Source organism: Halomonas sp. DP8Y7-3, assembly GCF_019801675.1.
GTDB classification, from domain to species: domain Bacteria; phylum Pseudomonadota; class Gammaproteobacteria; order Pseudomonadales; family Halomonadaceae; genus Halomonas; species Halomonas litopenaei_A.
Map to the genome: position 1 here is coordinate 582,355 of NZ_JAHVIO010000004.1, position 19,683 is coordinate 602,037.

22 protein-coding genes and 1 pseudogene are annotated in these 19,683 nt (G+C 62.8%); 12 read left to right on the forward strand and 11 right to left on the reverse strand.

Annotated elements, in window-relative coordinates; all coding sequences use genetic code 11:
* Positions 1-636: a GTP cyclohydrolase II gene (gene ribA, locus KUV86_RS07835; protein WP_206942213.1), complete on the reverse strand. Its 636-nt coding sequence runs from the start codon at positions 634-636 to the stop codon at positions 1-3.
* A 177-nt stretch (positions 637-813) separates the two neighbouring features.
* Between ribA and hemE the strand changes: the two genes are divergently transcribed.
* Both hemE and KUV86_RS07845 read left to right on the forward strand, forming a co-directional pair.
* The gene (gene hemE / locus KUV86_RS07840) at positions 814-1,890 is read left to right on the forward strand and encodes a uroporphyrinogen decarboxylase (protein ID WP_206942215.1); all 1,077 of its coding nucleotides are present in this window, start codon (positions 814-816) and stop codon (positions 1,888-1,890) included.
* 52 nt (positions 1,891-1,942) lie between these two features.
* Positions 1,943-2,275, forward strand: a complete 333-nt coding sequence (locus KUV86_RS07845; RefSeq protein ID WP_242520802.1) for a VanZ family protein — start codon at positions 1,943-1,945, stop codon at positions 2,273-2,275.
* Between the two features lie 19 nt (positions 2,276-2,294).
* Here KUV86_RS07845 and KUV86_RS07850 read toward each other — a convergent pair whose 3' ends face one another.
* Positions 2,295-2,795, reverse strand: a complete 501-nt coding sequence (locus tag KUV86_RS07850; RefSeq protein ID WP_222484326.1) for a hypothetical protein — start codon at positions 2,793-2,795, stop codon at positions 2,295-2,297.
* Positions 2,796-3,064: 269 nt separating this feature from the next.
* Here KUV86_RS07850 and KUV86_RS07855 point away from each other — a divergent pair, with 269 nt between their 5' ends.
* Positions 3,065-3,493, forward strand: a complete 429-nt coding sequence (locus KUV86_RS07855; RefSeq protein ID WP_206942221.1) for a host attachment protein — start codon at positions 3,065-3,067, stop codon at positions 3,491-3,493.
* Positions 3,494-3,546: 53 nt separating this feature from the next.
* Here the strand turns inward: KUV86_RS07855 and KUV86_RS07860 are convergent, their stop codons facing one another.
* Positions 3,547-4,473 (reverse strand): LysR family transcriptional regulator, encoded by a 927-nt coding sequence (locus KUV86_RS07860; RefSeq protein ID WP_206942223.1) that lies wholly within the window; start codon positions 4,471-4,473, stop codon positions 3,547-3,549.
* 204 nt (positions 4,474-4,677) lie between these two features.
* Here KUV86_RS07860 and KUV86_RS07865 point away from each other — a divergent pair, with 204 nt between their 5' ends.
* Complete coding sequence (locus KUV86_RS07865) at positions 4,678-5,454, forward strand: ferredoxin--NADP reductase (protein WP_045993904.1); 777 nt, start codon at positions 4,678-4,680, stop codon at positions 5,452-5,454.
* A 108-nt stretch (positions 5,455-5,562) separates the two neighbouring features.
* Here KUV86_RS07865 and KUV86_RS07870 read toward each other — a convergent pair whose 3' ends face one another.
* The gene (locus KUV86_RS07870; RefSeq protein WP_222484328.1) at positions 5,563-6,198 is read right to left on the reverse strand and encodes an SDR family oxidoreductase; all 636 of its coding nucleotides are present in this window, start codon (positions 6,196-6,198) and stop codon (positions 5,563-5,565) included.
* A gap of 139 nt (positions 6,199-6,337) precedes the next feature.
* Here KUV86_RS07870 and KUV86_RS07875 point away from each other — a divergent pair, with 139 nt between their 5' ends.
* Positions 6,338-6,553, forward strand: coding sequence for a DUF3820 family protein (locus KUV86_RS07875; protein ID WP_045993906.1), 216 nt, complete (start codon positions 6,338-6,340; stop codon positions 6,551-6,553).
* Between the two features lie 156 nt (positions 6,554-6,709).
* On the opposite strand, the gene glnK is transcribed toward KUV86_RS07875, so the two are convergent.
* From glnK to KUV86_RS07890, 3 genes are all read right to left on the reverse strand, one after another.
* Positions 6,710-7,048, reverse strand: a complete 339-nt coding sequence (glnK, locus tag KUV86_RS07880; protein WP_206942236.1) for a P-II family nitrogen regulator — start codon at positions 7,046-7,048, stop codon at positions 6,710-6,712.
* Positions 7,049-7,238: 190 nt separating this feature from the next.
* A complete protein-coding gene (locus tag KUV86_RS07885) occupies positions 7,239-8,489 on the reverse strand; it encodes an ammonium transporter (protein ID WP_206942239.1) in 1,251 nt (416 codons plus the stop codon).
* Positions 8,490-8,536: 47 nt separating this feature from the next.
* Complete coding sequence (locus KUV86_RS07890) at positions 8,537-8,875, reverse strand: P-II family nitrogen regulator (RefSeq protein WP_206942240.1); 339 nt, start codon at positions 8,873-8,875, stop codon at positions 8,537-8,539.
* Between the two features lie 399 nt (positions 8,876-9,274).
* Between KUV86_RS07890 and KUV86_RS19940 the strand changes: the two genes are divergently transcribed.
* Together KUV86_RS19940 and KUV86_RS07900 are read left to right on the forward strand one after the other, a co-directional pair.
* Positions 9,275-9,649: an accessory factor UbiK family protein gene (locus KUV86_RS19940; protein WP_224907822.1), complete on the forward strand. Its 375-nt coding sequence runs from the start codon at positions 9,275-9,277 to the stop codon at positions 9,647-9,649.
* A gap of 141 nt (positions 9,650-9,790) precedes the next feature.
* The gene (locus KUV86_RS07900; protein ID WP_222162199.1) at positions 9,791-11,296 is read left to right on the forward strand and encodes a YifB family Mg chelatase-like AAA ATPase; all 1,506 of its coding nucleotides are present in this window, start codon (positions 9,791-9,793) and stop codon (positions 11,294-11,296) included.
* A gap of 81 nt (positions 11,297-11,377) precedes the next feature.
* On the opposite strand, the gene KUV86_RS07905 is transcribed toward KUV86_RS07900, so the two are convergent.
* The gene (locus KUV86_RS07905; RefSeq protein WP_261389608.1) at positions 11,378-11,938 is read right to left on the reverse strand and encodes a hypothetical protein; all 561 of its coding nucleotides are present in this window, start codon (positions 11,936-11,938) and stop codon (positions 11,378-11,380) included.
* Positions 11,923-12,948 (reverse strand): alpha/beta hydrolase, encoded by a 1,026-nt coding sequence (locus KUV86_RS07910; RefSeq protein WP_206942242.1) that lies wholly within the window; start codon positions 12,946-12,948, stop codon positions 11,923-11,925. Before KUV86_RS07910 ends, KUV86_RS07905 begins: the two co-directional genes overlap by 16 nt.
* A 450-nt stretch (positions 12,949-13,398) precedes the next feature.
* Between KUV86_RS07910 and KUV86_RS07915 the strand changes: the two genes are divergently transcribed.
* Together KUV86_RS07915 and KUV86_RS07920 are read left to right on the forward strand one after the other, a co-directional pair.
* Positions 13,399-15,585, forward strand: coding sequence for a malate synthase G (locus tag KUV86_RS07915; protein ID WP_222162195.1), 2,187 nt, complete (start codon positions 13,399-13,401; stop codon positions 15,583-15,585).
* A gap of 151 nt (positions 15,586-15,736) precedes the next feature.
* Positions 15,737-16,150 (forward strand): PaaI family thioesterase, encoded by a 414-nt coding sequence (locus tag KUV86_RS07920; RefSeq protein WP_206942244.1) that lies wholly within the window; start codon positions 15,737-15,739, stop codon positions 16,148-16,150.
* Between the two features lie 3 nt (positions 16,151-16,153).
* Here the strand turns inward: KUV86_RS07920 and KUV86_RS07925 are convergent, their stop codons facing one another.
* Complete coding sequence (locus KUV86_RS07925) at positions 16,154-16,546, reverse strand: DUF423 domain-containing protein (RefSeq protein WP_206942245.1); 393 nt, start codon at positions 16,544-16,546, stop codon at positions 16,154-16,156.
* Between the two features lie 140 nt (positions 16,547-16,686).
* Between KUV86_RS07925 and thiS the strand changes: the two genes are divergently transcribed.
* The 3 genes from thiS (at position 16,687) to trmB (ending at position 18,616) form a co-directional block, all read left to right on the forward strand.
* Positions 16,687-16,887, forward strand: a complete 201-nt coding sequence (gene thiS, locus KUV86_RS07930; RefSeq protein WP_206942247.1) for a sulfur carrier protein ThiS — start codon at positions 16,687-16,689, stop codon at positions 16,885-16,887.
* Positions 16,888-16,965: 78 nt separating this feature from the next.
* The gene (locus KUV86_RS07935; protein ID WP_206942249.1) at positions 16,966-17,760 is read left to right on the forward strand and encodes a thiazole synthase; all 795 of its coding nucleotides are present in this window, start codon (positions 16,966-16,968) and stop codon (positions 17,758-17,760) included.
* A 109-nt stretch (positions 17,761-17,869) separates the two neighbouring features.
* A complete protein-coding gene (gene trmB, locus KUV86_RS19945; protein ID WP_224851906.1) occupies positions 17,870-18,616 on the forward strand; it encodes a tRNA (guanosine(46)-N7)-methyltransferase TrmB in 747 nt (248 codons plus the stop codon).
* A gap of 58 nt (positions 18,617-18,674) precedes the next feature.
* On the opposite strand, the pseudogene KUV86_RS07940 reads toward trmB, so the two are convergent.
* Positions 18,675-19,622 (reverse strand): annotated as a pseudogene (locus KUV86_RS07940) (DMT family transporter); the annotation flags it as partial.
* Positions 19,623-19,683: the final 61 nt, after the last annotated feature.

Sequence of the window (19,683 nt, forward strand, 5' to 3'; positions counted from 1 at the left end):
TCAGGACTTTCTTTCGATGTCCACGTCGTCTGCTTGAGTGAAATCACCAAGGGCCATCATGTGTCCAAGCTTGCCAGCCTTGGTCGACAGGTAGTGCTCATTGTGGGGATTCAGCCCGGTGGTCAGGGCTACGCGCTCCACCACCTGCACCCCGGCCTGGGTCAGGGCATCGACCTTTCTGGGATTGTTGGTCATCAGCTTGAGGCCTTGCACGCCAAGGTGGTCGAGCATGGGGACGCACAGGTCATAGCGTCGCAAGTCGGCAGCGAATCCCAGCCGCTCGTTGGCCTCCACCGTGTCGGCGCCCTGATCCTGCAGATGGTAAGCGCGGATCTTGTTGAGCAGACCAATGCCGCGACCTTCCTGGCGCAGGTAGAGGATCACCCCGCGCCCCTCTTGAGCGATACGCTTGAGCGCCTCTTGCAGCTGATAGCCACAGTCGCAGCGCATCGAGAACAAGGCGTCCCCCGTCAGGCATTCAGAATGCACGCGACCAAGCACCGGGGCGCCATCGTCGATATCGCCCAGTGTCAGGGCAATATGATCCTTGCCCGTGGCTTCATCTTCGAAGCCGTGCATGGTGAACGTCGCCCAGGGGGTGGGTAGGCGGGAGGCGGCGATGAAGCGGATCGTCACGAGGTACCTCGAAGTCAAGACAACGGTCGGGCCGTCAAGGGGCGTTTAGTCTATCAGGAACTCGCGCTGGGCTCACGGGAAGCACTCGGGTAAGCCACGACACACGGTCGCAGGGGCCTCTCGTCAGCCAGTCATTGCGGTACAATGCGGGCAAATCTCCTGTTGGATGATGCCTGCATGGAACTGAAGAACGATCGATTTTTGCGCGCTCTGGCACGGCAGCCAGTGGACCGGACACCGGTATGGATGATGCGCCAGGCGGGTCGCTACCTGCCCGAGTACAAGCGGGTGCGTGGCGAGGCCGGGAGCTTCATGGACCTGTGCCGCGATACCGATCGTGCCTGTGAGGTGACGCTGCAGCCGTTGGAACGCTTTCCGTTGGATGCCGCCATCCTGTTTTCGGACATTCTGACGATCCCCGACGCCATGGGCCTTGGGCTGTACTTCGAGACTGGAGAAGGTCCGAAGTTCCGCAAGCCGGTGAGAACCGCCGCTGACGTGGCTGCGCTGCAGGCGCCGGATGCCGAGCGAGATCTCGACTATGTGATGCGCGCGGTCTCCACCATTCGGCGTGAGCTCAATGGTCGGGTGCCGCTGATCGGGTTCTCCGGGAGTCCCTGGACGCTGGCGACCTACATGGTCGAGGGAGCCTCCAGCAAGGACTTCCGTCACGTCAAAAGCATGCTCTACGCCACCCCCGACGTTATGCATCAATTGCTGGATACGCTGGCGGATGCCGTGACGGACTACCTCAATGCGCAGATTCGTGCCGGTGCACAGGCGGTACAGATCTTCGATACCTGGGGAGGGACGCTGTCGACGCCGGCCTATCGCGAGTTCTCGCTCAAGTACATGGAGCAGATCGTGGCGGGACTGGAGCGGGAGCATGACGGTCGCCGGGTGCCGGTGATCCTGTTTACCAAGAATGGCGGGCAGTGGCTCGAGGACCTGGCGGACACCGGGGCGGATGCGCTGGGATTGGATTGGACCACAGAGCTTTCCAATGCGCGCGGCAGGGTCGGCCGGAAGGTGGCCTTGCAGGGCAACATGGACCCGAACGTGTTGTTTGGCACTCCCCAGGCGATTCGTGCCGAAGTCGGCCGTATTCTCGATAGCTACGGCGAAGGGCCTGGTCACATCTTCAACCTGGGCCACGGGATCAACCAGTTTACCGACCCGAGCAACGTGACTGCCTTCATGGACGCGCTGCATGAATTGAGCCCGGCCTACCATGCCAACATCGCGACAGGCTGACGCTAGTGGCGCCACCCGCCAGCGCCCGCGTCATTCAGGCGGGTGGTGGGGGATGGCGTTGTTGCTAGCGGCGGTCATCGCCTGGGGCAGTTTGATGCCGGCCAGCGAGTTGCCCGAAGACCTGCCATGGGACAAGGCCAACCACCTGCTGGCGTATGCCGGATTGGCGGCGTTGGTGGCGCTGGCCTGTGACAGGGCGTGGCTATCGGTGGGGCTGGCCGTCGGCTACGGGGTGCTGATCGAGCTTGCGCAGATCCCGGTGCCTGGCCGCCTGGGGGGAGACCCTTGGGATATGCTGGCCAACACGCTAGGTGCGCTGCTGGGCGTACTGCTCGTCTGTCAGTGCCGACGGCTATGGCGGCGACGGTTATGGCGAGGATGCTGACAGCCGCTTTGGCGGCGCGCTAGAGGCTTGGCTCCTGGCGTCGTCCGGCGGGCTCTTCCTGCGTGGCACGATGGAAATCCAGCCCCGGCTCGCGTTGCTTGCGTTGGGCGAGGGGCTCGGCCTCGCGGGTCACCCGCGCGCTGCCGACGACGGCGTCGTCGTCCTCGATGGAGCGTGCCTGCGATGTCCAGGCCTTGTCGCCATCGTGTACCGCCGGACGCCGGTCATAGGAGCGCGTCACTACGGCGCCTGGCGCAAAGCCGGGGCGCTGGGCACTCAGGTGGTGGGGCAGTAACCACAGCTCCGCCAGCAGACGCAGGGCCAGCATGGTCAGCAGGGTGACCCCCGCGCCCACGGCCAGAGGTGGCCAGCTGTCACTCCAGCTCGACATGGTGACCCATGGAGAGCGTGGTATCAGCCACCACAGGCCGGCAGCAAGAACACCGAGTTGGGCCAGAAGGTGGCAACAAAGCAGGGTGCGCCGGGCCAGGGGGGCGCGGGGTAGCAGGAACTGGCGCATGGTCTGGGTCCTCCAGCAGGTAGCCCGTTTTGGACTATCCACAGATATGAATCTTTGCTCGGCGGGGGAGAGTGTGTGCTCACTTGGCTCGCCGGCGGGCCAAGTCGCTGCATCCTACCCCAAATAGTGTCCTTGTGGTCAGTGTCCGAGATGGGCGACGCAGGTGTCGCCGAAAACCATCAGTTGACGCATCTGAGGTCCGTTGCCATGGTGATTCTGTACCGGTCATTGTGCCGGAGTGACAGAGCTCAGGGAGGCGAGGACTGATCATGACGACCTATATCGTGGTAGCCGATGCGTCACGGGCGCGGATTTTCACCCGTGAAGGGCGCCGGTTTGAAGAGCTGGAGAGTCTCGTGCATGCCGAAGGCCGGCTGCATGAGGGGGATCTAGTGACCGACAAGGGCGGCGATGTTCATGAGTCCAGTGCAACGTCATCTCGCCAAGCGGGTAGCGAGGACGTCGCAACGCATCACCACGAAGTACTGTTCGCACGAGAAGTGGCCGATCGGTTGTACAAGGCCCGAGTGGATAACAGCATGGAGAAGCTGATCATGGTAGCGCCCCCCCGCTTCCTTGGTCATCTGCGCGATAAGCTCGATGCTCCGACTGCCAAGTTGGTCATACACACGCTGTCCAAGGACCTGACCAAGGCAGACAGTGCGCGTATCAGCGATGCGGTGGATGATCTGCGCTGAAATAGGCCCCACGTCGCGGCCGTTCAACCGGCACGGCGCGACGTGGGGCGCCGTCACGGTATCTGGGGCAGATCGATCTGGTCGCTGCGCTGGATGCCCTCTGTCATGTGGCGGCACTGTCTAAGGAATTCCCGCATGCCGGCCGTGAGGTACTTGTGCCGGTGCCAGATAAAGGTGAACTGACGACTGAGATCCAGCTCCGGTGTGGGCAACGGGGTCAGGCTGCCACGCCGAAAGGCGTCGCGTAGCGCCAGTCGTGAGACGCAACCGATCCCCAGGCCCGACTCCACCGCACGTTTGATCCCTTCGGTATGCTCCAGCTCCAGCAAGATGGTAAAGCGTCCACGACGATGACGTGCCGCCTGCTCCAGGGTCAGGCGCGTTCCTGACCCTTCCTCTCGCATGATCCAGGGCTCTCTCAGCAGACGGTCCAGTTCCACTGGCCCCGTGTTGGCGAGGGGGTGGCGGGGCGAGCAGAACACCACCAGATCATCCTCGACCCAGGGCTGGGTGATAACGTCATCTTCTTCACATTGCCCTTCGATCAGGCCTAGGTCGAGCTGGTGGTGGCGCACCGCATCAATGATGGATCGGGTATTACGTACCTGCAGGCGGACGCGACTGCCGGGATGTCGCTGCATGAAGTCGCTGATCAGCAGGGTCGCCAGATAGTTGCCGATGGTCAGGGTGGCGCCCACATCCAGAGTACCGATGCCCTGCTGTCCCCGGAGCAGTTCTTCCACTTCTTCGGCGCGGTCGAGCAAGGCCACCGCCTTGGGCAGCAGTTGGAAGCCCAGGGCATTGAGCTTTAACCGTTTGCCGATGCGATCCAGCAATTGGCAGTCGAATTGTCGCTCAAGCTCTGCCAAGGCGGTACTTGCCGCGGATTGGGACAGGGACAGGGCGCGGGCTGCCTGAGACACGCTTTCGTGCTGGGCGACGGCCACGAAGACCTCCAGCTGGCGAAGGGTGTAGCGCATGGTTGAGGCTCCTTGAGGGGGGATCAGGCACCCGCCGCGGATAGCAAAAATTCCCGATGAAGACTGTCTATATCAAAGAAATAGATAAGACATATCCATACAATTCATTTAACAGATAATATGGCCGGTCTTAGAATTATCCGCAAGATTTGATATCAAGGCTTATTCTTTAAACGTATAAGCCCACGCTTTTAAGGAGTTGGCATGAGCAAGTTTGCCCTGGAAGAGGTGCTGAGCGTTCACCATTGGAACGATTCCCTGTTCACCTTCCGCACCACTCGTGAGCGCAGCCTGCGCTTCAAGAACGGCCAGTTCGTGATGATCGGGCTTGAGGTCAATGGCAAGCCACTGATGCGTGCCTACTCTGTGGCAAGTCCCAATTATGAAGACCACCTTGAATTCTTCAGCATCAAGGTGCCGGATGGTCCGCTGACGTCACGTCTGCAGCACCTGCAGGTGGGCGACCAGATCATGGTCAGCCGCAAGCCTACCGGTACCCTGGTATGCGACGATCTGCTGCCTGGGCGTAACCTTTACATGCTCTCCACCGGCACCGGCCTGGCGCCGTTCTTGAGCCTGATTCAGGACCCCGAAGTGTACGAGCGCTTCGAGAAGGTGGTGCTGGTGCACGGTGTGCGTCACGTGAATGAGCTGGCTTACGCCGACTTCATCACCAAGGAGCTGCCGGCTCACGAGTACCTGGGCGAGGAGATCAGCGAGAAGCTGGTCTACTACCCCACCGTGACCCGTGAAGACTTCCACACCATGGGCCGCCTGACCGATCACATCCGCACTGGCAAGCTGACCGACGACAAGGGCCTGCCGCCCATCGATCCCAAGCAGGACCGGGCCATGATCTGCGGCAGCCCGGCCATGCTGGATGACACCAGCGCACTGCTCGACGAGCTCGGCTTCAATATTTCCCCGCGCATGGGCGAGCCCGGCGACTACGTCATCGAGCGTGCCTTCGTGGAGAAGTAAGGCACCTCGACAGGACGCCGTAAACGACGACGCCGATGGCCACTTGCCATCGGCGTCGTCGTTGGAGCTGGCGGATTGAATCGCCTGGACTGGCCGGTGTGGCGGTGGTCAGTCGCCGAGCGCCTCGGCGATCTCGCGTTCGCCGTCCAGCAGCACCGTTTCGTGGTTACGGATCTTTCTCTGCCCCAATAGATGGACCAGGGCGAGGGCCACGTTGGCTCGGGATATCTGGTTGTTGCCCCCGGTCTCGTCCAGTGACGTGGCCACCCGGCCGGTGGCGTCGTCGTCGGTGAGCCGGCCTGGCTTGACAATGATATGGTCCACCTTGCTGCTGCGCAGATAAGCATCGGCGGCGAACTTGGCGGCCATGTAGGGCCTGAGTTTCTCCGGCGCTTGCAGCGGCTGCTCGGCTCGCATGGCGCTGACCATCAGCATGCGGTCCAGCCCCAGGCGGCTGGCCTCGTCCGCCACCCGTGTAGCGGCGTAGAGGTCGATCAACAGTGTCTTGTCGGGCCCGGTGTTCGGACCTGAGCCGGCGGTGAACAGCACCTGATCGCAACCATCGAAGGCGGCGGCGAAGTCGTCCTCCAGGTCGGCGACGACCGTCTCGATCCCCTGTTGCTCGAACCAGTCGCGCTGCTCGGCGCGGCGGACCATGGCGCGAATCGGATGTCCCTGACGGTGAGCGATGGCGCAGACCTGGCGGCCGATCTGGCCGTTGGCACCTATCACGAGTGTGGTCATGTCGTCCTCCTTGTCGATACCTAGGAATGACCATGGCGTCGAAGGGGAAGACTTTCAATGGGGAGCGAATCGATGGCGACGCCGCCTGCAGGCCGGTACCCTGTGCGTCTTCCCCTTACCCACCCGCTCAGGAGCAGCGATGAATCCTCAGGACCTGGAACGCCTGGTTACCTTGCCGATGCCTTTCGGCAAGCATCAGGGCACCTTGATCGCCGATTTGCCCGGGCCCTACCTGGCGTGGTTTGCTCGGGTCGGGTTTCCCCCCGGAGAGATTGGACGTCTGCTGGCATTGATGCACGAGATCGACCACAACGGCCTGAGCGACCTGCTAGAGCCGTTGCGACGCCGGGGGTAAGCGGCAGCGAGCGGTATCGGGAAGGAATCCCCAGGAAGCCGTCGCAATGACGGCGTCCCTGCCGGTCTAGTCAGACCGCGTCCTTGTCGGTCTCGCCCGTACGAATACGGATGACCTGCTCCAGGGGGGTGGCGTAAAGAAAGCTGCCATCGCCGGTCAGACCGCGTCCTTGTCGGTCTCGCCCGTACGAATACGGATGACCTGCTCCAGAGGAGTGACGAAGATCTTGCCATCGCCAATCTTGCCGGTGTTGGCGACCTGCACGATGGCTTCGATGACCTGTTCCGTCATGCTGTCATCCACCGCGACTTCGAGCTTCACCTTGGGCAGAAAATCCACCACGTACTCCGCGCCTCGATACAGTTCGGTGTGGCCCTTCTGTCGTCCAAAGCCTTTGACCTCTGTCACCGTAATGCCCTGAACGCCGATCTCGGAGAGCGACTCGCGCACGTCGTCGAGCTTGAAAGGCTTGATAATCGCGGTCACCAGTTTCATGGCGGTTTCCTCATCCTGTCCGTGTAGGGGCGGCGTGCGGCATGTCCGTCGCTAACCCGTGGGCGGCGCGCCGTTGCGCCTGACCTGACTAGTGTGACAAAGCATACCCCTGGCAACCAGCAATAAAAAAGGCCCCCGAAGGGGCCAGGTGGAGCACGCCAGCTCACTGGAGTCGCGGGTAAGCTCAGGCTTACTTCTTGGCGACGTTAAACTCGGGGTAGGCTTCGAGGCCGCATTCGGCAAGGTCGACGCCTTCGTATTCTTCTTCTTCGCTGACACGGACACCCATGATCGCCTTGATGATCAGCCAGACGACCAGGCTGGCGGTGAAGACCCAGGCGAAGATGCCGGCAATACCGAGCAGCTGGGCACCGAAAGTGGCGTCGGCGTTGTTCAGCGGTACCGCCAGGACGCCCCAGATACCTGCAACACCGTGGGCAGAGATGGCACCGACCGGATCATCAAGGCGCAGCTTGTCGAGCACCACGATGGCGACCACAACCAGGATGCCGCCTACTGCGCCGATCAGGGTGGCGCCCAGGGCGCTGGAGGACAGCGGGTCGGCAGTGATGGAGACCAGGCCGGCGATGGCACCGTTCAATGCCATGGTGAGGTCCGCCTTGCGGAACCAGATCTTGGCCAGGATCAGTGCTGCAATGACGCCGCCTGCGGCAGCCGCATTGGTGTTGACCAGTACCTGGGCCATGTTGTTGGCAGAAGCGACGTCGGAAACCTTGAGCTCGGAGCCGCCGTTGAAGCCGAACCAGCCCAGCCAGAGGACGAAGGTACCCAGTGTGGCCAGCGGCATGTTGGCGCCAGGAATCGCGTAGATCGCGCCGTTCTTGCCGTACTTGCCCTTACGCGGGCCGAGGACCAGCACACCCGCCAGGGCGGCAGCGGCACCCGCCATGTGAACAATGCCAGAGCCTGCATAATCGGAGAAGCCTGCTTCAGACAACCAGCCGCCGCCCCAGGTCCAGTAGCCAGACACTGGATAGATGAAGGCCGTCATGACCACAGCGAAGGCCAGGAAGGCCCACAGCTTCATGCGCTCGGCAACGGCACCGGAGACGATGGACATGGCGGTGGCCACGAACACGACCTGGAAGAAGAAGTCAGCGCGAGCAGAGTAGTAGGGGGCATCTTCGCCACCGGCCAGCACGGCATCGACGCTGTTCTCAGTGCCGATCAGAAAGCCCAGATTGGGAATGATGCCGCCACCGTCGGACGAATACATCAGGTAGTAACCCACCAGCAGATACATGGTGCAGGCCACGGCGAACAGCACAATATTCTTGGTCAGAATTTCGGCGGTATTCTTGGCCCGGACCAGCCCGGCCTCGAGCATGGCGAAACCGGCTGCCATCCACATGACCAGGGCGCCGCAGATGAGGAAGTAGAAGGTGTCCAGCGCGTAGCTGAGTTCACTGATATCAACCATGAGAGTGTCTCGCTATTTATTATCGGGAGTCAGGGCAGGGGCGGACATCAGACCGCGTCCGAACCGCGTTCGCCGGTGCGAATGCGGATGACATCTTCCAGCGGCGTGACGAAGACCTTGCCGTCACCGATCTTGCCGCTGTTGGCGGCGTTGCAGATCGCTTCCAGCACGCTGTCCAGGCGAGCTTCGTCGACGGCCACCTCGACCTTGACCTTGGGCAGAAAGTCCACGACATATTCCGCGCCGCGGTAGAGCTCTGTGTGGCCCTTCTGACGGCCAAATCCCTTGACCTCTGTCACGGTGATGCCCTGGACGCCGTTGTCGGCCAGCGCTTCACGAACGTCGTCCAGCTTGAAAGGCTTGATGATGGCGGTGATCAGTTTCATGGCATGGCTCCCTACGTGCATGGGTGGCGGCTTGTTTCCGCTCGGTGCATGGATACGTTGTCATAGCGGGAAATGTGCCACTTTATTCCTAATATCTTTTATTACATGAACTTGGAGTTAATTGAGGGCGTGTTGGATATGCGGGAGGCTGCATAGCGGGGGTAAATTGCGGCACTGCATCAATGACGATGCACTACTTTGGTGCTTGGCGCTGAGGCGCGTGCGCCATCAGTGAGCGCGCGACGTTCCGTCGTGACGGCGGGAAGGACCGTCGTCGTTAGCCAACCTGGCCCGCCAGCGTTGTAGCCAACGTAGGCAGCCAAGAGACATGCGTTGGGCGTCAGGCTTGCGTATGCTGTCGGCAATAGAGTCGCCGTTTTGATGCACAAGGAGAGCCCCATGATCAGTCAGGATCGCATCAGCCGTTTAGCCCAGCAGATTGGAGAGCGTCTGCAGGGCGCTTCTCAGGCCCCGGAAGACATCCAGAAGGGCGTGCAACAGGTGGTGCGTGGCGCCTTCGACCGCCTGGAGCTGGTCTCACGTGAAGATTTCGACATCCTGATGGATGTGCTGCAGCGTACCCGCTCACGCGTCGAGGCCCTCGAGAAACAGGTCGCAGCCCTGGAGAGCCTGGTCGAAGAGCGCGCAGCGGCGGGCCAGACAGGTGTCGATGCAACGCCCGCGGTCAGCGAGGAAGCTGCCGAAATCCCCGTACCCCCTGCGACCCAAGGTCAGGACGGCGCGGCCAAGGGCGGTGAAACGCCATCGGCGTGATCTCTACCAGAGCACTTGGCGAATGTAGCGGGCCGGCATAGGGATATGCCGGCCCGGCTGTTTCTGGCGTGCGCAGGCGGCGAGGGGCCGATGATCGTGGTCTACTGACAGCCATAACGTCAGCCGTCAGGCAGGGAGCCCATGACGCTTGCCATCATCACGACCCGTGCCGGGGTGGGGCTGGATGCTCCAGAAGTTCAGGTCGAGGCGCACCTGGCCAACGGCCTACCCGGAATGACCTTGGTGGGACTGCCGGAAACCGCCGTCAGAGAGAGTCGCGAGCGGGTGCGCAGTGCCTTTGCGACCTGTGGTCTCGACTACCCCTTGCGTCGTATCACCCTGAATCTTGCCCCTGCCGATCTGCCCAAGGAAGGGGGACGTTTCGACCTGCCTATTGCGCTGGGACTGCTGGTGGCATCGGGGCAGTTGCCTGCGGCGGCGCTGGACGGTATTGAGTGTGCCGGAGAGCTGGCGCTGGATGGGCGTCTTCGCCCTGTCGCCGGCATGCTCCCCTTTGCCATGGCTACCCTTCGGGCTGGGCGGCGATTGATCCTGCCTGCCGCCAATGCCCAGGAGGCTGCGCTGGTCAGCGGCCTTGAGGTGCTTCCCGCCGACCACCTGTTGGATGTCATCGCCCACTTGAGTGGACGGGTGCCGCTACAGACGTGTACTGCGGCAGCATCGTCGATGCCGGTCGAGGCAGCCTTGGATCTCTGTGATGTGCGCGGACAGTATCAAGCGCGTCGCGCCCTGGAGGTAGCGGCCGCTGGCGGTCATAACCTGCTGTTCGCCGGTCCGCCAGGGACTGGCAAGACATTGCTGGCCAGTCGCCTGCCCGGCATCCTGCCGCCCCTTGAAGATCATGAGGCCCTGGAAGTGGCGGCCATTCGCTCCGTCTGTGCGCTGCCATTGTCAGAAGGCTTTGGCTGTCGTCCCTTTCGCTCTCCCCACCACACTGCCAGCGCGGTGTCCCTGGTGGGAGGCGGGTCGAGGCCGCGTCCCGGCGAGATTTCCCTGGCCCACTGCGGCGTGCTGTTTCTCGATGAATTGCCTGAGTTCAGCCGGCAGGTGCTGGAAGTGCTCAGGGAGCCACTGGAGAGTGGAGAGATTCACATCACCCGAGCCAGTCACGAGCGTCGTTTTCCGGCTCGGTTCCAGCTGGTGGCTGCCATGAACCCCTGCCCCTGCGGCCACCTGGGGGATCCACGCCAGGACTGCAGCTGCACGGCGTCACAGATTCAGCGTTACCAGTCGCGGCTGTCTGGCCCGCTGCTGGACCGCATCGACCTGCAGGTCGAAGTGCCGGGACTGCCGGTTGAAGAGTTGACCTCTCAGCAGCCTGGCGAAAGCACCGCCATGGTGCGGGCGCGGGTGATGGCAGCGCGGGAGCGGCAAATGGCGCGGGGAGGGTTGAACGCGCGCTTATCGGGCAGGGCACTGGAAAACGCCTGTGCCCTGGATGCCACCGAGCGCGCCTGGCTGGCGCAGACGCTGGAGCGCTTACGACTGTCGGCCCGGGCCTACCACCGCGTCCTGAGGGTAGCGCTGACGCTGGCCGATCTCGGTGCCAAGGACGCACCAGGGCATGACGAACTGATCGAGGCAATTGGCTACCGCCAACTGGACCGTCTGCTCAAGCGAGGTTAGCCGGACACGGGGGGCACCTGACCAGTGGGGCCAGAATGCCACCACGAGCATGAGCATGTCGTGGGATATGGCCCGGTGTGATTACAGCGCGTCGGCGTCGAAGGCGCCATTCAGCACCGTCGACCACAGTGCCGCGCCGTCGCCAGGCCGCCTCAGGCGCAGCTCAAAGCGATAGGGCACCAGCTCTCGATCTGACAGACGCAGGCGCGGGCCATCGGCAATCAGGCGGCTATCGATCAGCCACTGCTGGGTGTCCGCGGCGGGGGTATCACCGGGTTGCCAGTCCAGTACCTGGGGGCCATCGTCGATGGCCAGCAGGCCGCGGGTCAGGCTCTCCTGCACGCGGGCGACGCTCAATGACAGACGTTCATCCACATTGGGCGGCGACAGCAGCAGCACCTGATCGATCAGCGGCGTCTCCGCCAGGGGAGGAGCCTGGGCGACCTGCTCGGCGGCATGGTGGCCAAGTCCCAGCAGCGCCTGACGCAAGCTATCGGGGCGCTCCGGCGCTCCCGCGCAGCCGCTGAGCCAGAGCGCCACCAGCCACGTCAGCCATCGCAGAGTGCTGAAGGAATGACGGGTGCTGGATGGGCGGGCAAAGACGTTGGGGAGGAACCGACTCTGGGTCAGGCGTCTGGGCATCGTCGTGACATCCTTTTCACGGGGGGCTCTGCGCTGAGCTGTTGCTCCAAAAAGTGACGCACTTCCTCGAAAAGTTCCAGCCGTATGTCCTCGGCTTCATTTACCAGGTGGTGTCTCGCTTCGGCGTGGCAATGCACCGTGGCCTGGGGGAACTTCTTGCCGAGCACGGCCAGATTCCATGGGCCATCCACGGTCATGTCCTTTTTACCCTGCACGATCAGGGTCGGCAGCTGACAGGGCGGCAGTTGCATCAGGCGCGGCATCCAGCGACGCATGGCAGTGACCCAGCCGGTAGGTAAGCGGACCGGCTGCAGGGGATCCTGCTCCCGAAGGAAGGTCGCGAAATCATCATCGTTGGTATTGGGGCGAAACTTTCTTGGCACACTATCGACGAATGGGCTGACCAGCAGGTGGACCCATGCTGCCCGGGTCCATCCCCAGGGCCTGACCAGCGGTGCCAGCAGCACCAGCGCAGACCAGTGACCGTCGTCACCGCGGCTCAGAGCGTCGGTGGCGAGGATCGCCCCTCCGGTGCTCTGTCCAAGCCCAATCCAGGGGCCAGAGGCGAGGCCATGGTCCCCCAGGTACTGCTGAAGGGCGCGCAGGCAGTCACCATAGTCCGCGAAGTCTTCAATATCGGCACGCTCACCGCTGGACAGGCCGTGCCCAGGTAGATCCCACAGCACCACGGTCAGTTCGAGCTCCAGCAACAGCTTGAGCAGATGCCGATAAAGGCCAAGGTGGTCGTAATAACCGTGGACCACTACCGCGGTGCCCCTGGGCTTTCGTGGACGCCAGACCTGCGTCCATAGGCGAAAGCGCGGGGTCTCGATATTGCCCGCATGCAGGGTGACCCGGTCGTCGAGTATCGCATCGAGGCGATAGTGCGACAGGTACTGTTCGAGCACCTGCTCCAGGGCCGGGGTGGCGCCAGCCGCGGACAGTCGGCCCCCCTGATTGACGATGGTCGTCAGCGTCTCGATGTCTTCGAGTGGGGTGTAATCGGTCATGGCATCCTCCGCGGGAAGGTGCGGCCGTGTGGCGGGAGCCCGAAGCTAACAAAGTCATCGGGTACGCTGGGTGGGAGCCACCAGCGCGCTGCCCCTCGCTTGCCTGCCCAGTCCCTGTCTGAGTAAGACAGCGAGATGGGGCCGGTGGTTGCCGTCATCCATCTGGTCCGGCACAGCGTGAGGCAGCCCATCGGCAGGCCTGAAAACCTTCCTGTTAACGCATCCTTGCTCATTCCATGCTAGCGATTGCGCCTGTTCGGCACCACTGTTTCCTAATCATTGGTTACGTCGCAGGCTTATCTTTTGGTCTAGCCTTGGGGGAAAGACGAAGCGTTTGGGTTTACATGTGGAATTATTTTCCACAAAATCTTTCGGGAGCAGTCACCTTTCATCCTGTCCGGCCGGATGGTGCCAGGGGGGCACCCAAGGCCCAACGAGGAGCTAGACCCCATGACGCAACGCATTACTCGCCATCGCCTTCAGGTGGCCGCCGAGCTGGACCAGTTCATCAATGATCAGGCGCTGCCCGGCACAGGTATTGATCCCGAGGACTTCTGGAAAGGCGTAGACGCGATCTTTCACGACCTGGCGCCCGAGAATCGTGAGTTGCTGGCCGAACGTGATGCCCTGCAGCTCAAGCTTGATACCTGGCATCGCGAGCACCCCGGCCCGGTCAGTGACATGGCGGCGTATCAAGCCTTCCTGAAGGACATCGGATATCTGGTGGACCCGCCTGCCAAGGTCGAGGTCACAACCGAGAACGTGGACCGCGAGATCGCGTCTCAAGCCGGCCCGCAGCTGGTGGTTCCGGTCAACAATGCTCGCTACTCCCTGAATGCGGCCAATGCGCGTTGGGGCAGCCTTTATGATGCCTTGTACGGCACAGACGCGATCTCCGAGGAGGACGGTTGCGAGAAAGGCTCGAGCTTCAATCCCAAGCGTGGGGCAAAGGTGGTGGCCTACGCTCGCAATGTGCTGGACCAGGCGGCGCCGCTGGCCACAGGCTCACATCGTGATGCGGTGAAGTACTTCCTGCGCGACGGCCACCTGGTCGTCTCACTGGAAGGTGGACGCGAGACCGGTCTGAAGGAGCCCGGCAAGCTGGTGGGATATCAGGGAGATGCCGCTGCGCCCAGCGCTGTGCTGCTGTCCCACCACGGCCTGCACCTGGAAATTCAGGTGGACGACAGTCACCCCATCGGCAAGACCGATCCGGCTCATGTCAAAGATGTGGTCGTCGAGGCCGCGCTGACCTCCATCATGGACTGTGAGGACTCGGTTGCGGCGGTGGACGCCGAGGACAAGGTGGGGGTCTATGCCAGTTGGCTGGGTCTGATGAAAGGAGACCTGACGGCCGAGGTGTCGAAGGGCGGCAGTTCCTTCACCCGTCGCCTGAACCCGGACCGTCAGTACCTGACGCCGGATGGTGGCGAGCTGACGCTGCCCGGCCGCTCGCTGCTGTTCGTGCGCAACGTCGGTCACCTGATGACCAACCCGGCCGTGCTGGATGCTGACGGCAACGAATTGCCCGAGGGCATTCTCGACGCCATCATGACCTCATTGATTGCGCTGCATGACCTCAACAAGAGCGATGATCAGCCGCGCAACTCGCGCACCGGCTCTGTCTATATCGTCAAGCCGAAGATGCACGGTCCGAAGGAAGTGGCGTTTGCCAACACGCTGTTTGGACGCGTCGAAGACCTGCTGGGCATGGCTCGCCATACCCTCAAGATGGGGATCATGGACGAGGAGCGGCGTACCTCGGTGAACCTCAAGGCCTGCATCAATGAAGCCACCAGTCGCGTGGTGTTCATCAACACCGGCTTCCTGGATCGCACCGGCGACGAGATGCATACCGCCATGGAAGCGGGCCCGATGCTGCGCAAGGGTGACATGAAGGGTGCCGACTGGATCCAGGCTTACGAGCGCAGCAATGTGCTGGTCGGACTGGCCTGTGGCCTGCGTGGTCGTGCTCAGATCGGCAAGGGCATGTGGGCCATGCCGGACCTGATGGCGGCCATGATCGAGCAGAAGATTGGTCATCCCAAGGCCGGTGCCAACACCGCATGGGTGCCGTCTCCGACGGCGGCGGCACTGCACGCGCTTCACTACCACCAGGTCGACGTGGCCCAGGTGCAGCGCGAACTCGAGGAACTGGATGAAAGCGAGCAGCGTGAAGAGCTGCTCAAGGCCCTGCTGACGATACCGGTGGTCACCTCCGCGGACTGGTCCGATGAGGCGATTCAGCAGGAGCTGGACAACAACTGCCAGGGTATTCTTGGCTACGTGGTGCGCTGGGTCGAGCAAGGCGTTGGTGCTTCCAAGGTGCCGGACATTCATGACGTGGGCCTGATGGAAGATCGTGCCACGCTGCGTATTTCCAGCCAGCATATTGCTAACTGGCTCTATCACGGCGTAGTGGATGCTGCGCGGGTGGAAGAGACGCTCAAGCGCATGGCGAAGGTGGTGGATGGGCAGAATGAAGGCGACCCGGCCTACACGCCGATGAGCCCGGACTTTGCCAACTCCAGCGCTTTCCAGGCCGCCAGCGATCTGATCTTCAAGGGGCGTGAGCAGCCTGCCGGCTACACCGAGCCGCTGCTGCACCACTGGCGCCAGGTCCACAAGGCGAAGTAAGACGCTCAAGACGTTGTCGAGCGCATCACCAGCACCCCCGGAACCCTGTTTCCGGGGGTGCTGCGTTGTGCCCTGGTGGCAAGGGCGTTGAGGTATGGTGTCGCGCCTTGGGGTATGGTGAAGTCGCTGGACTGCTTTCAGGGAGAGAGCCATGACCGTGATGACCGCCGCCGCCATCGAGGATTTTCTCGATGATGTCTTCCCACAGCGCTGTGGCACCATCGAGGCCGTGTCCGAGATGCGTGCGACCATGAGTCTGGCCATCGAGGACGAGCATTTGCGGCCCGGTGCCAGTGTGTCGGGTCCCACCATGATGGGCCTGGCCGACGTGTGTCTGTACGTGGCCATCCTGGCACAGATAGGCCCAGAACCCATGGCCGTCACTAGTAACCTCAACTGCCATTTTCTGCGTCGCGCGCGGGGTGATCGCGACCTTATCGCCAATGCCCGGTTGATCAAGCTTGGGCGACGTCTGGCGGTGGGGGAGGTAGAGCTGTTCTCTGATGGAGATGAGGCGCCGGTGGCCCATGTGACGGCGACCTACGTGCTGCCGGACGCTGACTGATGATCAGCGGGGCTGGCGCCAAAGTCCCCAGGCGAGGGCCAGCCATCCCAGCAGCAACAGCGTACCGCCGATGGGGGTGATCACCCCGAGTGGGCCCAGCCCGGCACCTGCCAGTCCCGCCATGGCCATGGCGTAGAGCGACCCCGAGAACAGCAGCACCCCCACGAGCCACAGTTTCAGGGCCAGTAATTGAGCAGGGATCGGGAACTGCGACCGCCATGCCAGCACGGCCATGGCGGCCAGGGTGTGCCATGCCTGGTAGCGCACGCCGGTGACAAAGGCCGCCGACAGGCGCTCGGGCAAGCGGTCGTGCAGACCATGGGCGGCGAAGGCCCCGAGGCCGACGACGCAGGCCCCGGACAGGGCCAGGGTGATCCACCAGTGGCGATCAGGCATTAGGGGGTCTCTCTGTGGGTGAGGCGTGAAGCGTCTGCCGGCGGCCGGGACAGTTGCAAGGAATCTGCCCCCAACCGTACCCCGAGACGCTGTGAGTCGCTACAATGTGGGCCCCGCGACATCTTGAAAATGAGGTGGCCATGCAGATCCAGCTCAATGGTGAGCCCCACGCCCTCGACCGCGAACAGACCGTGGCAGAGTTGATTGACGCGCTCGGCCTGGGTGGTCGGCGTATCGCCGTCGAACTCAACGAGGATATCGTGCCGCGCAGCCAGCACGCGCAGACGCCGCTGGCCGATGGCGACAGGATCGAGATCGTCCACGCTATCGGAGGTGGTTGAGGCGAGCCATCCCGCTTCACTCTCATGGTGCGCCGCTCGACGGCGGCCCAGAATCGCTTTGCGAGTAAGGACCAGAGCATGACCGATATCTTTCAGGACAGCCCGCTACGGGTCGCCGGCTACAGCTTTTCTTCACGCTTGCTGGTCGGGACCGGCAAGTACAAGGACTTTGACGAGACCGGCGATGCCATCGCCGCCAGTGGCGCGGATGTTGTCACCTTTGCGGTGCGCCGCACCAATCTGGGCCAGGAAGCCGGCGAGCCGAACCTGCTCGACGTCGTCCCACCTGAGCGTTACACCCTGCTGCCGAATACGGCAGGTTGCTACAACGCCAAGGACGCTGTGCGCACCTGTCGCCTTGCCCGTGAGCTGCTGGATGGTCACAAGCTGGTCAAGCTTGAAGTGCTGGGCGATGACAACACCTTGTATCCCAACGTGGTGGAGACCCTCAAGGCGGCTGAAACCCTGGTAGCCGATGGTTTCGACGTCATGGTCTACACCAGCGATGACCCCATCGTTGCCCGAGAGCTCGAGGCGATCGGCTGCTGCGCGGTGATGCCCCTGGGTTCGCTGATCGGCTCCGGTCAAGGCATTCAAAACCCCTACAATGTGCGGTTGATCATCGAGCAGGCCAAGGTGCCCGTGCTGGTGGATGCCGGCATTGGCACCGCATCAGAAGCCGCGTTAGCCATGGAGCTGGGCTGCGACGGGGTGCTGATGAATTCCGCCATTGCCCACGCGCGCCAGCCGGTATTGATGGCCGAAGCCATGAAGCACGCGGTACAGGCCGGGCGCCAGGCGTTTCTTGCCGGGCGCATGCCTCGTCGCAACGCTGAAGCCTCCTCACCTTTCGCTGGACGCATCAACGTGTGAAGCCGGCCTTGGGAACGCGCTGTCGTCATGTTGCCAGTGCAGCAGTGGCGGCAGCGCTTTCCGCAGAAGCGCTGCTCACCAGTCACTTTTCACGCCGCCAGACACCATCATGACCGATCAAGACCGCCCGCAAGAGGGCAAGAATACTGGCCCCGAAGGGCCCGAGGCACCGCTGCATCGTCGCGGTATCAAGAGCTATGTGCTGAGGGCCGGGCGCATGACCCAGGCGCAGACGCGTGGGTTGGAAGAGGTATGGCCGAAGCTTGGCCTGACGCTGGATCAAGGGCGCCAGGACCTCGACGCGTTGTTTGGACGCAGCGCCCCTAGAGTCGTTGAAATCGGCTTTGGCATGGGGGCATCACTGGTCGAGCAGGCTGAAACTCATCCGGATACTGACTTTATCGGCATTGAAGTGCATGCGCCGGGAGTCGGCAAGTTGCTGGATGAAGCCGACAAGCGTGGGCTGACCAACCTCAGGGTGTATCGCGAGGATGCCCTGGCGGTGCTCGAGCAATGTTTGCCGGAAGCCAGCCTGACCACCCTCCAGCTGTTTTTCCCGGACCCTTGGCCGAAGAAGAAGCACCACAAGCGGCGTATCGTTCAGCCAGCCTTTGTGGAGCTGGTGCGCCAGCGGCTCAAGCCGGGCGGCACCCTGCACATGGCGACCGACTGGGAGGCCTACGCCGAGTGGATGGCCGAGGTCATGGATGAGGCGCCGGGCTACGTCAATACGGCGACCGAGGAGACGACACCCTATGTGCCGCGTCCCGACTTTCGTCCGTTGACCAAGTTTGAGGCGCGGGGCGAACGGCTCGGTCACGGTGTCTGGGACCTGATTTACCGCCGCGCCGAGTAAGCCGCGCATCGGCTCCTCGCCCTGGACGCTGGCGCCCTGCAGCCAGCGCCCACAGGGCACCGAGCAACGACACGACCAGGCCACTCAGGCCAAGCATGTCGGTACGATCGCCGAGCAGGACGACACTCAATGCCAGTGTCACTGCGGGCGTCAGCGCGATCAGTGCCGAGGTCGGTGTGACCCCGAAGCGGCCGAGACTGGCGACGAAAAAGCCGTAGCCTCCGAAGGTCGACAGCAGCACCAGCCAGATCAGCGCCACGCCGCTGTCGAGTGTCAGTGGTGGAGGCGTGGGCACGCCTGGCTCCAACAGCAGTGCTGCGACCACAAAGACCAGCGTGGCAGCGCTCAGCTGCAGGGCTAGCCGCAGCACCAGGGAGAGTGGCTCAGGACGCGCATGCTGGGAGCCCGGGCGTGAGGTGTCAGGGGGTGTCAGCACGCTGCCCAGAGAGACCGCCGCCACCGCGAGCAACGGTAGCAGATAGGCCCACCAGGGCGCGCCACCGGCACTCTGCATGTCACCGGTGAGCATGGCAGCGGCGCCCAAGGTGGCCAGTCCCATGCCCCACCACTGAGCCTTCTCACTTTTCTCATGGAGCAGGTGCTTGGCCAGCAAGGCAGCCGCCAATGGCTGCAGGGCTCCGATCAATGCAGCCACCGAAGCACTCACCCCTTCCGCCACGGCGATCAACATCGCCAGCAGATAGACGCCAACGGTCAGACTGCCGGTCAGCAGTTCATGCTGAACCTGTTGTCGATTCGGGCGCAATCCGGGGCGTCGCCTGAGACAGGCCACCACGACCCAGGCCAGCGCCGCAGCCAGAGCGAAACGGTAGCTGTAGAGGCCCAACACAGGAGTGTTCAGCTCCACCGCCAGACGACTGCCCACGAAGCCACTGCTCCAGCAGAGCACGAAACCTGCTGCGAGACAGCAAGCTCCGACGGTCGTGCTGGGGGCGGTGAGAAGGCCGCGGTGCCCGACGTTTAGCGAAAGGGTGGGTCTTTGCATCGTTACCTCCTCCAGGCATCGGTGGATGAGTCAGCGTTGGCTTAGTCTGCCCAGATGCTAG

What these genes read in the sequence shown, in the direction of transcription:
- hemE (WP_206942215.1), top strand. Translation starts at nt 814, where the DNA reads ATGGAACTGAAGAACGATCGATTTTTGCGCGCTCTGGCACGGCAGCCA.
- KUV86_RS07845 (WP_242520802.1), top strand. Translation starts at nt 1,943, where the DNA reads ATGGCGTTGTTGCTAGCGGCGGTCATCGCCTGGGGCAGTTTGATGCCG.
- KUV86_RS07850 (WP_222484326.1), bottom strand. Translation starts at nt 2,795, where the DNA reads ATGCGCCAGTTCCTGCTACCCCGCGCCCCCCTGGCCCGGCGCACCCTG.
- KUV86_RS07855 (WP_206942221.1), top strand. Translation starts at nt 3,065, where the DNA reads ATGACGACCTATATCGTGGTAGCCGATGCGTCACGGGCGCGGATTTTC.
- KUV86_RS07860 (WP_206942223.1), bottom strand. Translation starts at nt 4,473, where the DNA reads ATGCGCTACACCCTTCGCCAGCTGGAGGTCTTCGTGGCCGTCGCCCAG.
- KUV86_RS07865 (WP_045993904.1), top strand. Translation starts at nt 4,678, where the DNA reads ATGAGCAAGTTTGCCCTGGAAGAGGTGCTGAGCGTTCACCATTGGAAC.
- KUV86_RS07870 (WP_222484328.1), bottom strand. Translation starts at nt 6,198, where the DNA reads ATGACCACACTCGTGATAGGTGCCAACGGCCAGATCGGCCGCCAGGTC.
- KUV86_RS07875 (WP_045993906.1), top strand. Translation starts at nt 6,338, where the DNA reads ATGAATCCTCAGGACCTGGAACGCCTGGTTACCTTGCCGATGCCTTTC.
- glnK (WP_206942236.1), bottom strand. Translation starts at nt 7,048, where the DNA reads ATGAAACTGGTGACCGCGATTATCAAGCCTTTCAAGCTCGACGACGTG.
- KUV86_RS07885 (WP_206942239.1), bottom strand. Translation starts at nt 8,489, where the DNA reads ATGGTTGATATCAGTGAACTCAGCTACGCGCTGGACACCTTCTACTTC.
- KUV86_RS07890 (WP_206942240.1), bottom strand. Translation starts at nt 8,875, where the DNA reads ATGAAACTGATCACCGCCATCATCAAGCCTTTCAAGCTGGACGACGTT.
- KUV86_RS19940 (WP_224907822.1), top strand. Translation starts at nt 9,275, where the DNA reads ATGATCAGTCAGGATCGCATCAGCCGTTTAGCCCAGCAGATTGGAGAG.
- KUV86_RS07900 (WP_222162199.1), top strand. Translation starts at nt 9,791, where the DNA reads ATGACGCTTGCCATCATCACGACCCGTGCCGGGGTGGGGCTGGATGCT.
- KUV86_RS07905 (WP_261389608.1), bottom strand. Translation starts at nt 11,938, where the DNA reads ATGCCCAGACGCCTGACCCAGAGTCGGTTCCTCCCCAACGTCTTTGCC.
- KUV86_RS07910 (WP_206942242.1), bottom strand. Translation starts at nt 12,948, where the DNA reads ATGACCGATTACACCCCACTCGAAGACATCGAGACGCTGACGACCATC.
- KUV86_RS07915 (WP_222162195.1), top strand. Translation starts at nt 13,399, where the DNA reads ATGACGCAACGCATTACTCGCCATCGCCTTCAGGTGGCCGCCGAGCTG.
- KUV86_RS07920 (WP_206942244.1), top strand. Translation starts at nt 15,737, where the DNA reads ATGACCGTGATGACCGCCGCCGCCATCGAGGATTTTCTCGATGATGTC.
- KUV86_RS07925 (WP_206942245.1), bottom strand. Translation starts at nt 16,546, where the DNA reads ATGCCTGATCGCCACTGGTGGATCACCCTGGCCCTGTCCGGGGCCTGC.
- thiS (WP_206942247.1), top strand. Translation starts at nt 16,687, where the DNA reads ATGCAGATCCAGCTCAATGGTGAGCCCCACGCCCTCGACCGCGAACAG.
- KUV86_RS07935 (WP_206942249.1), top strand. Translation starts at nt 16,966, where the DNA reads ATGACCGATATCTTTCAGGACAGCCCGCTACGGGTCGCCGGCTACAGC.
- trmB (WP_224851906.1), top strand. Translation starts at nt 17,870, where the DNA reads ATGACCGATCAAGACCGCCCGCAAGAGGGCAAGAATACTGGCCCCGAA.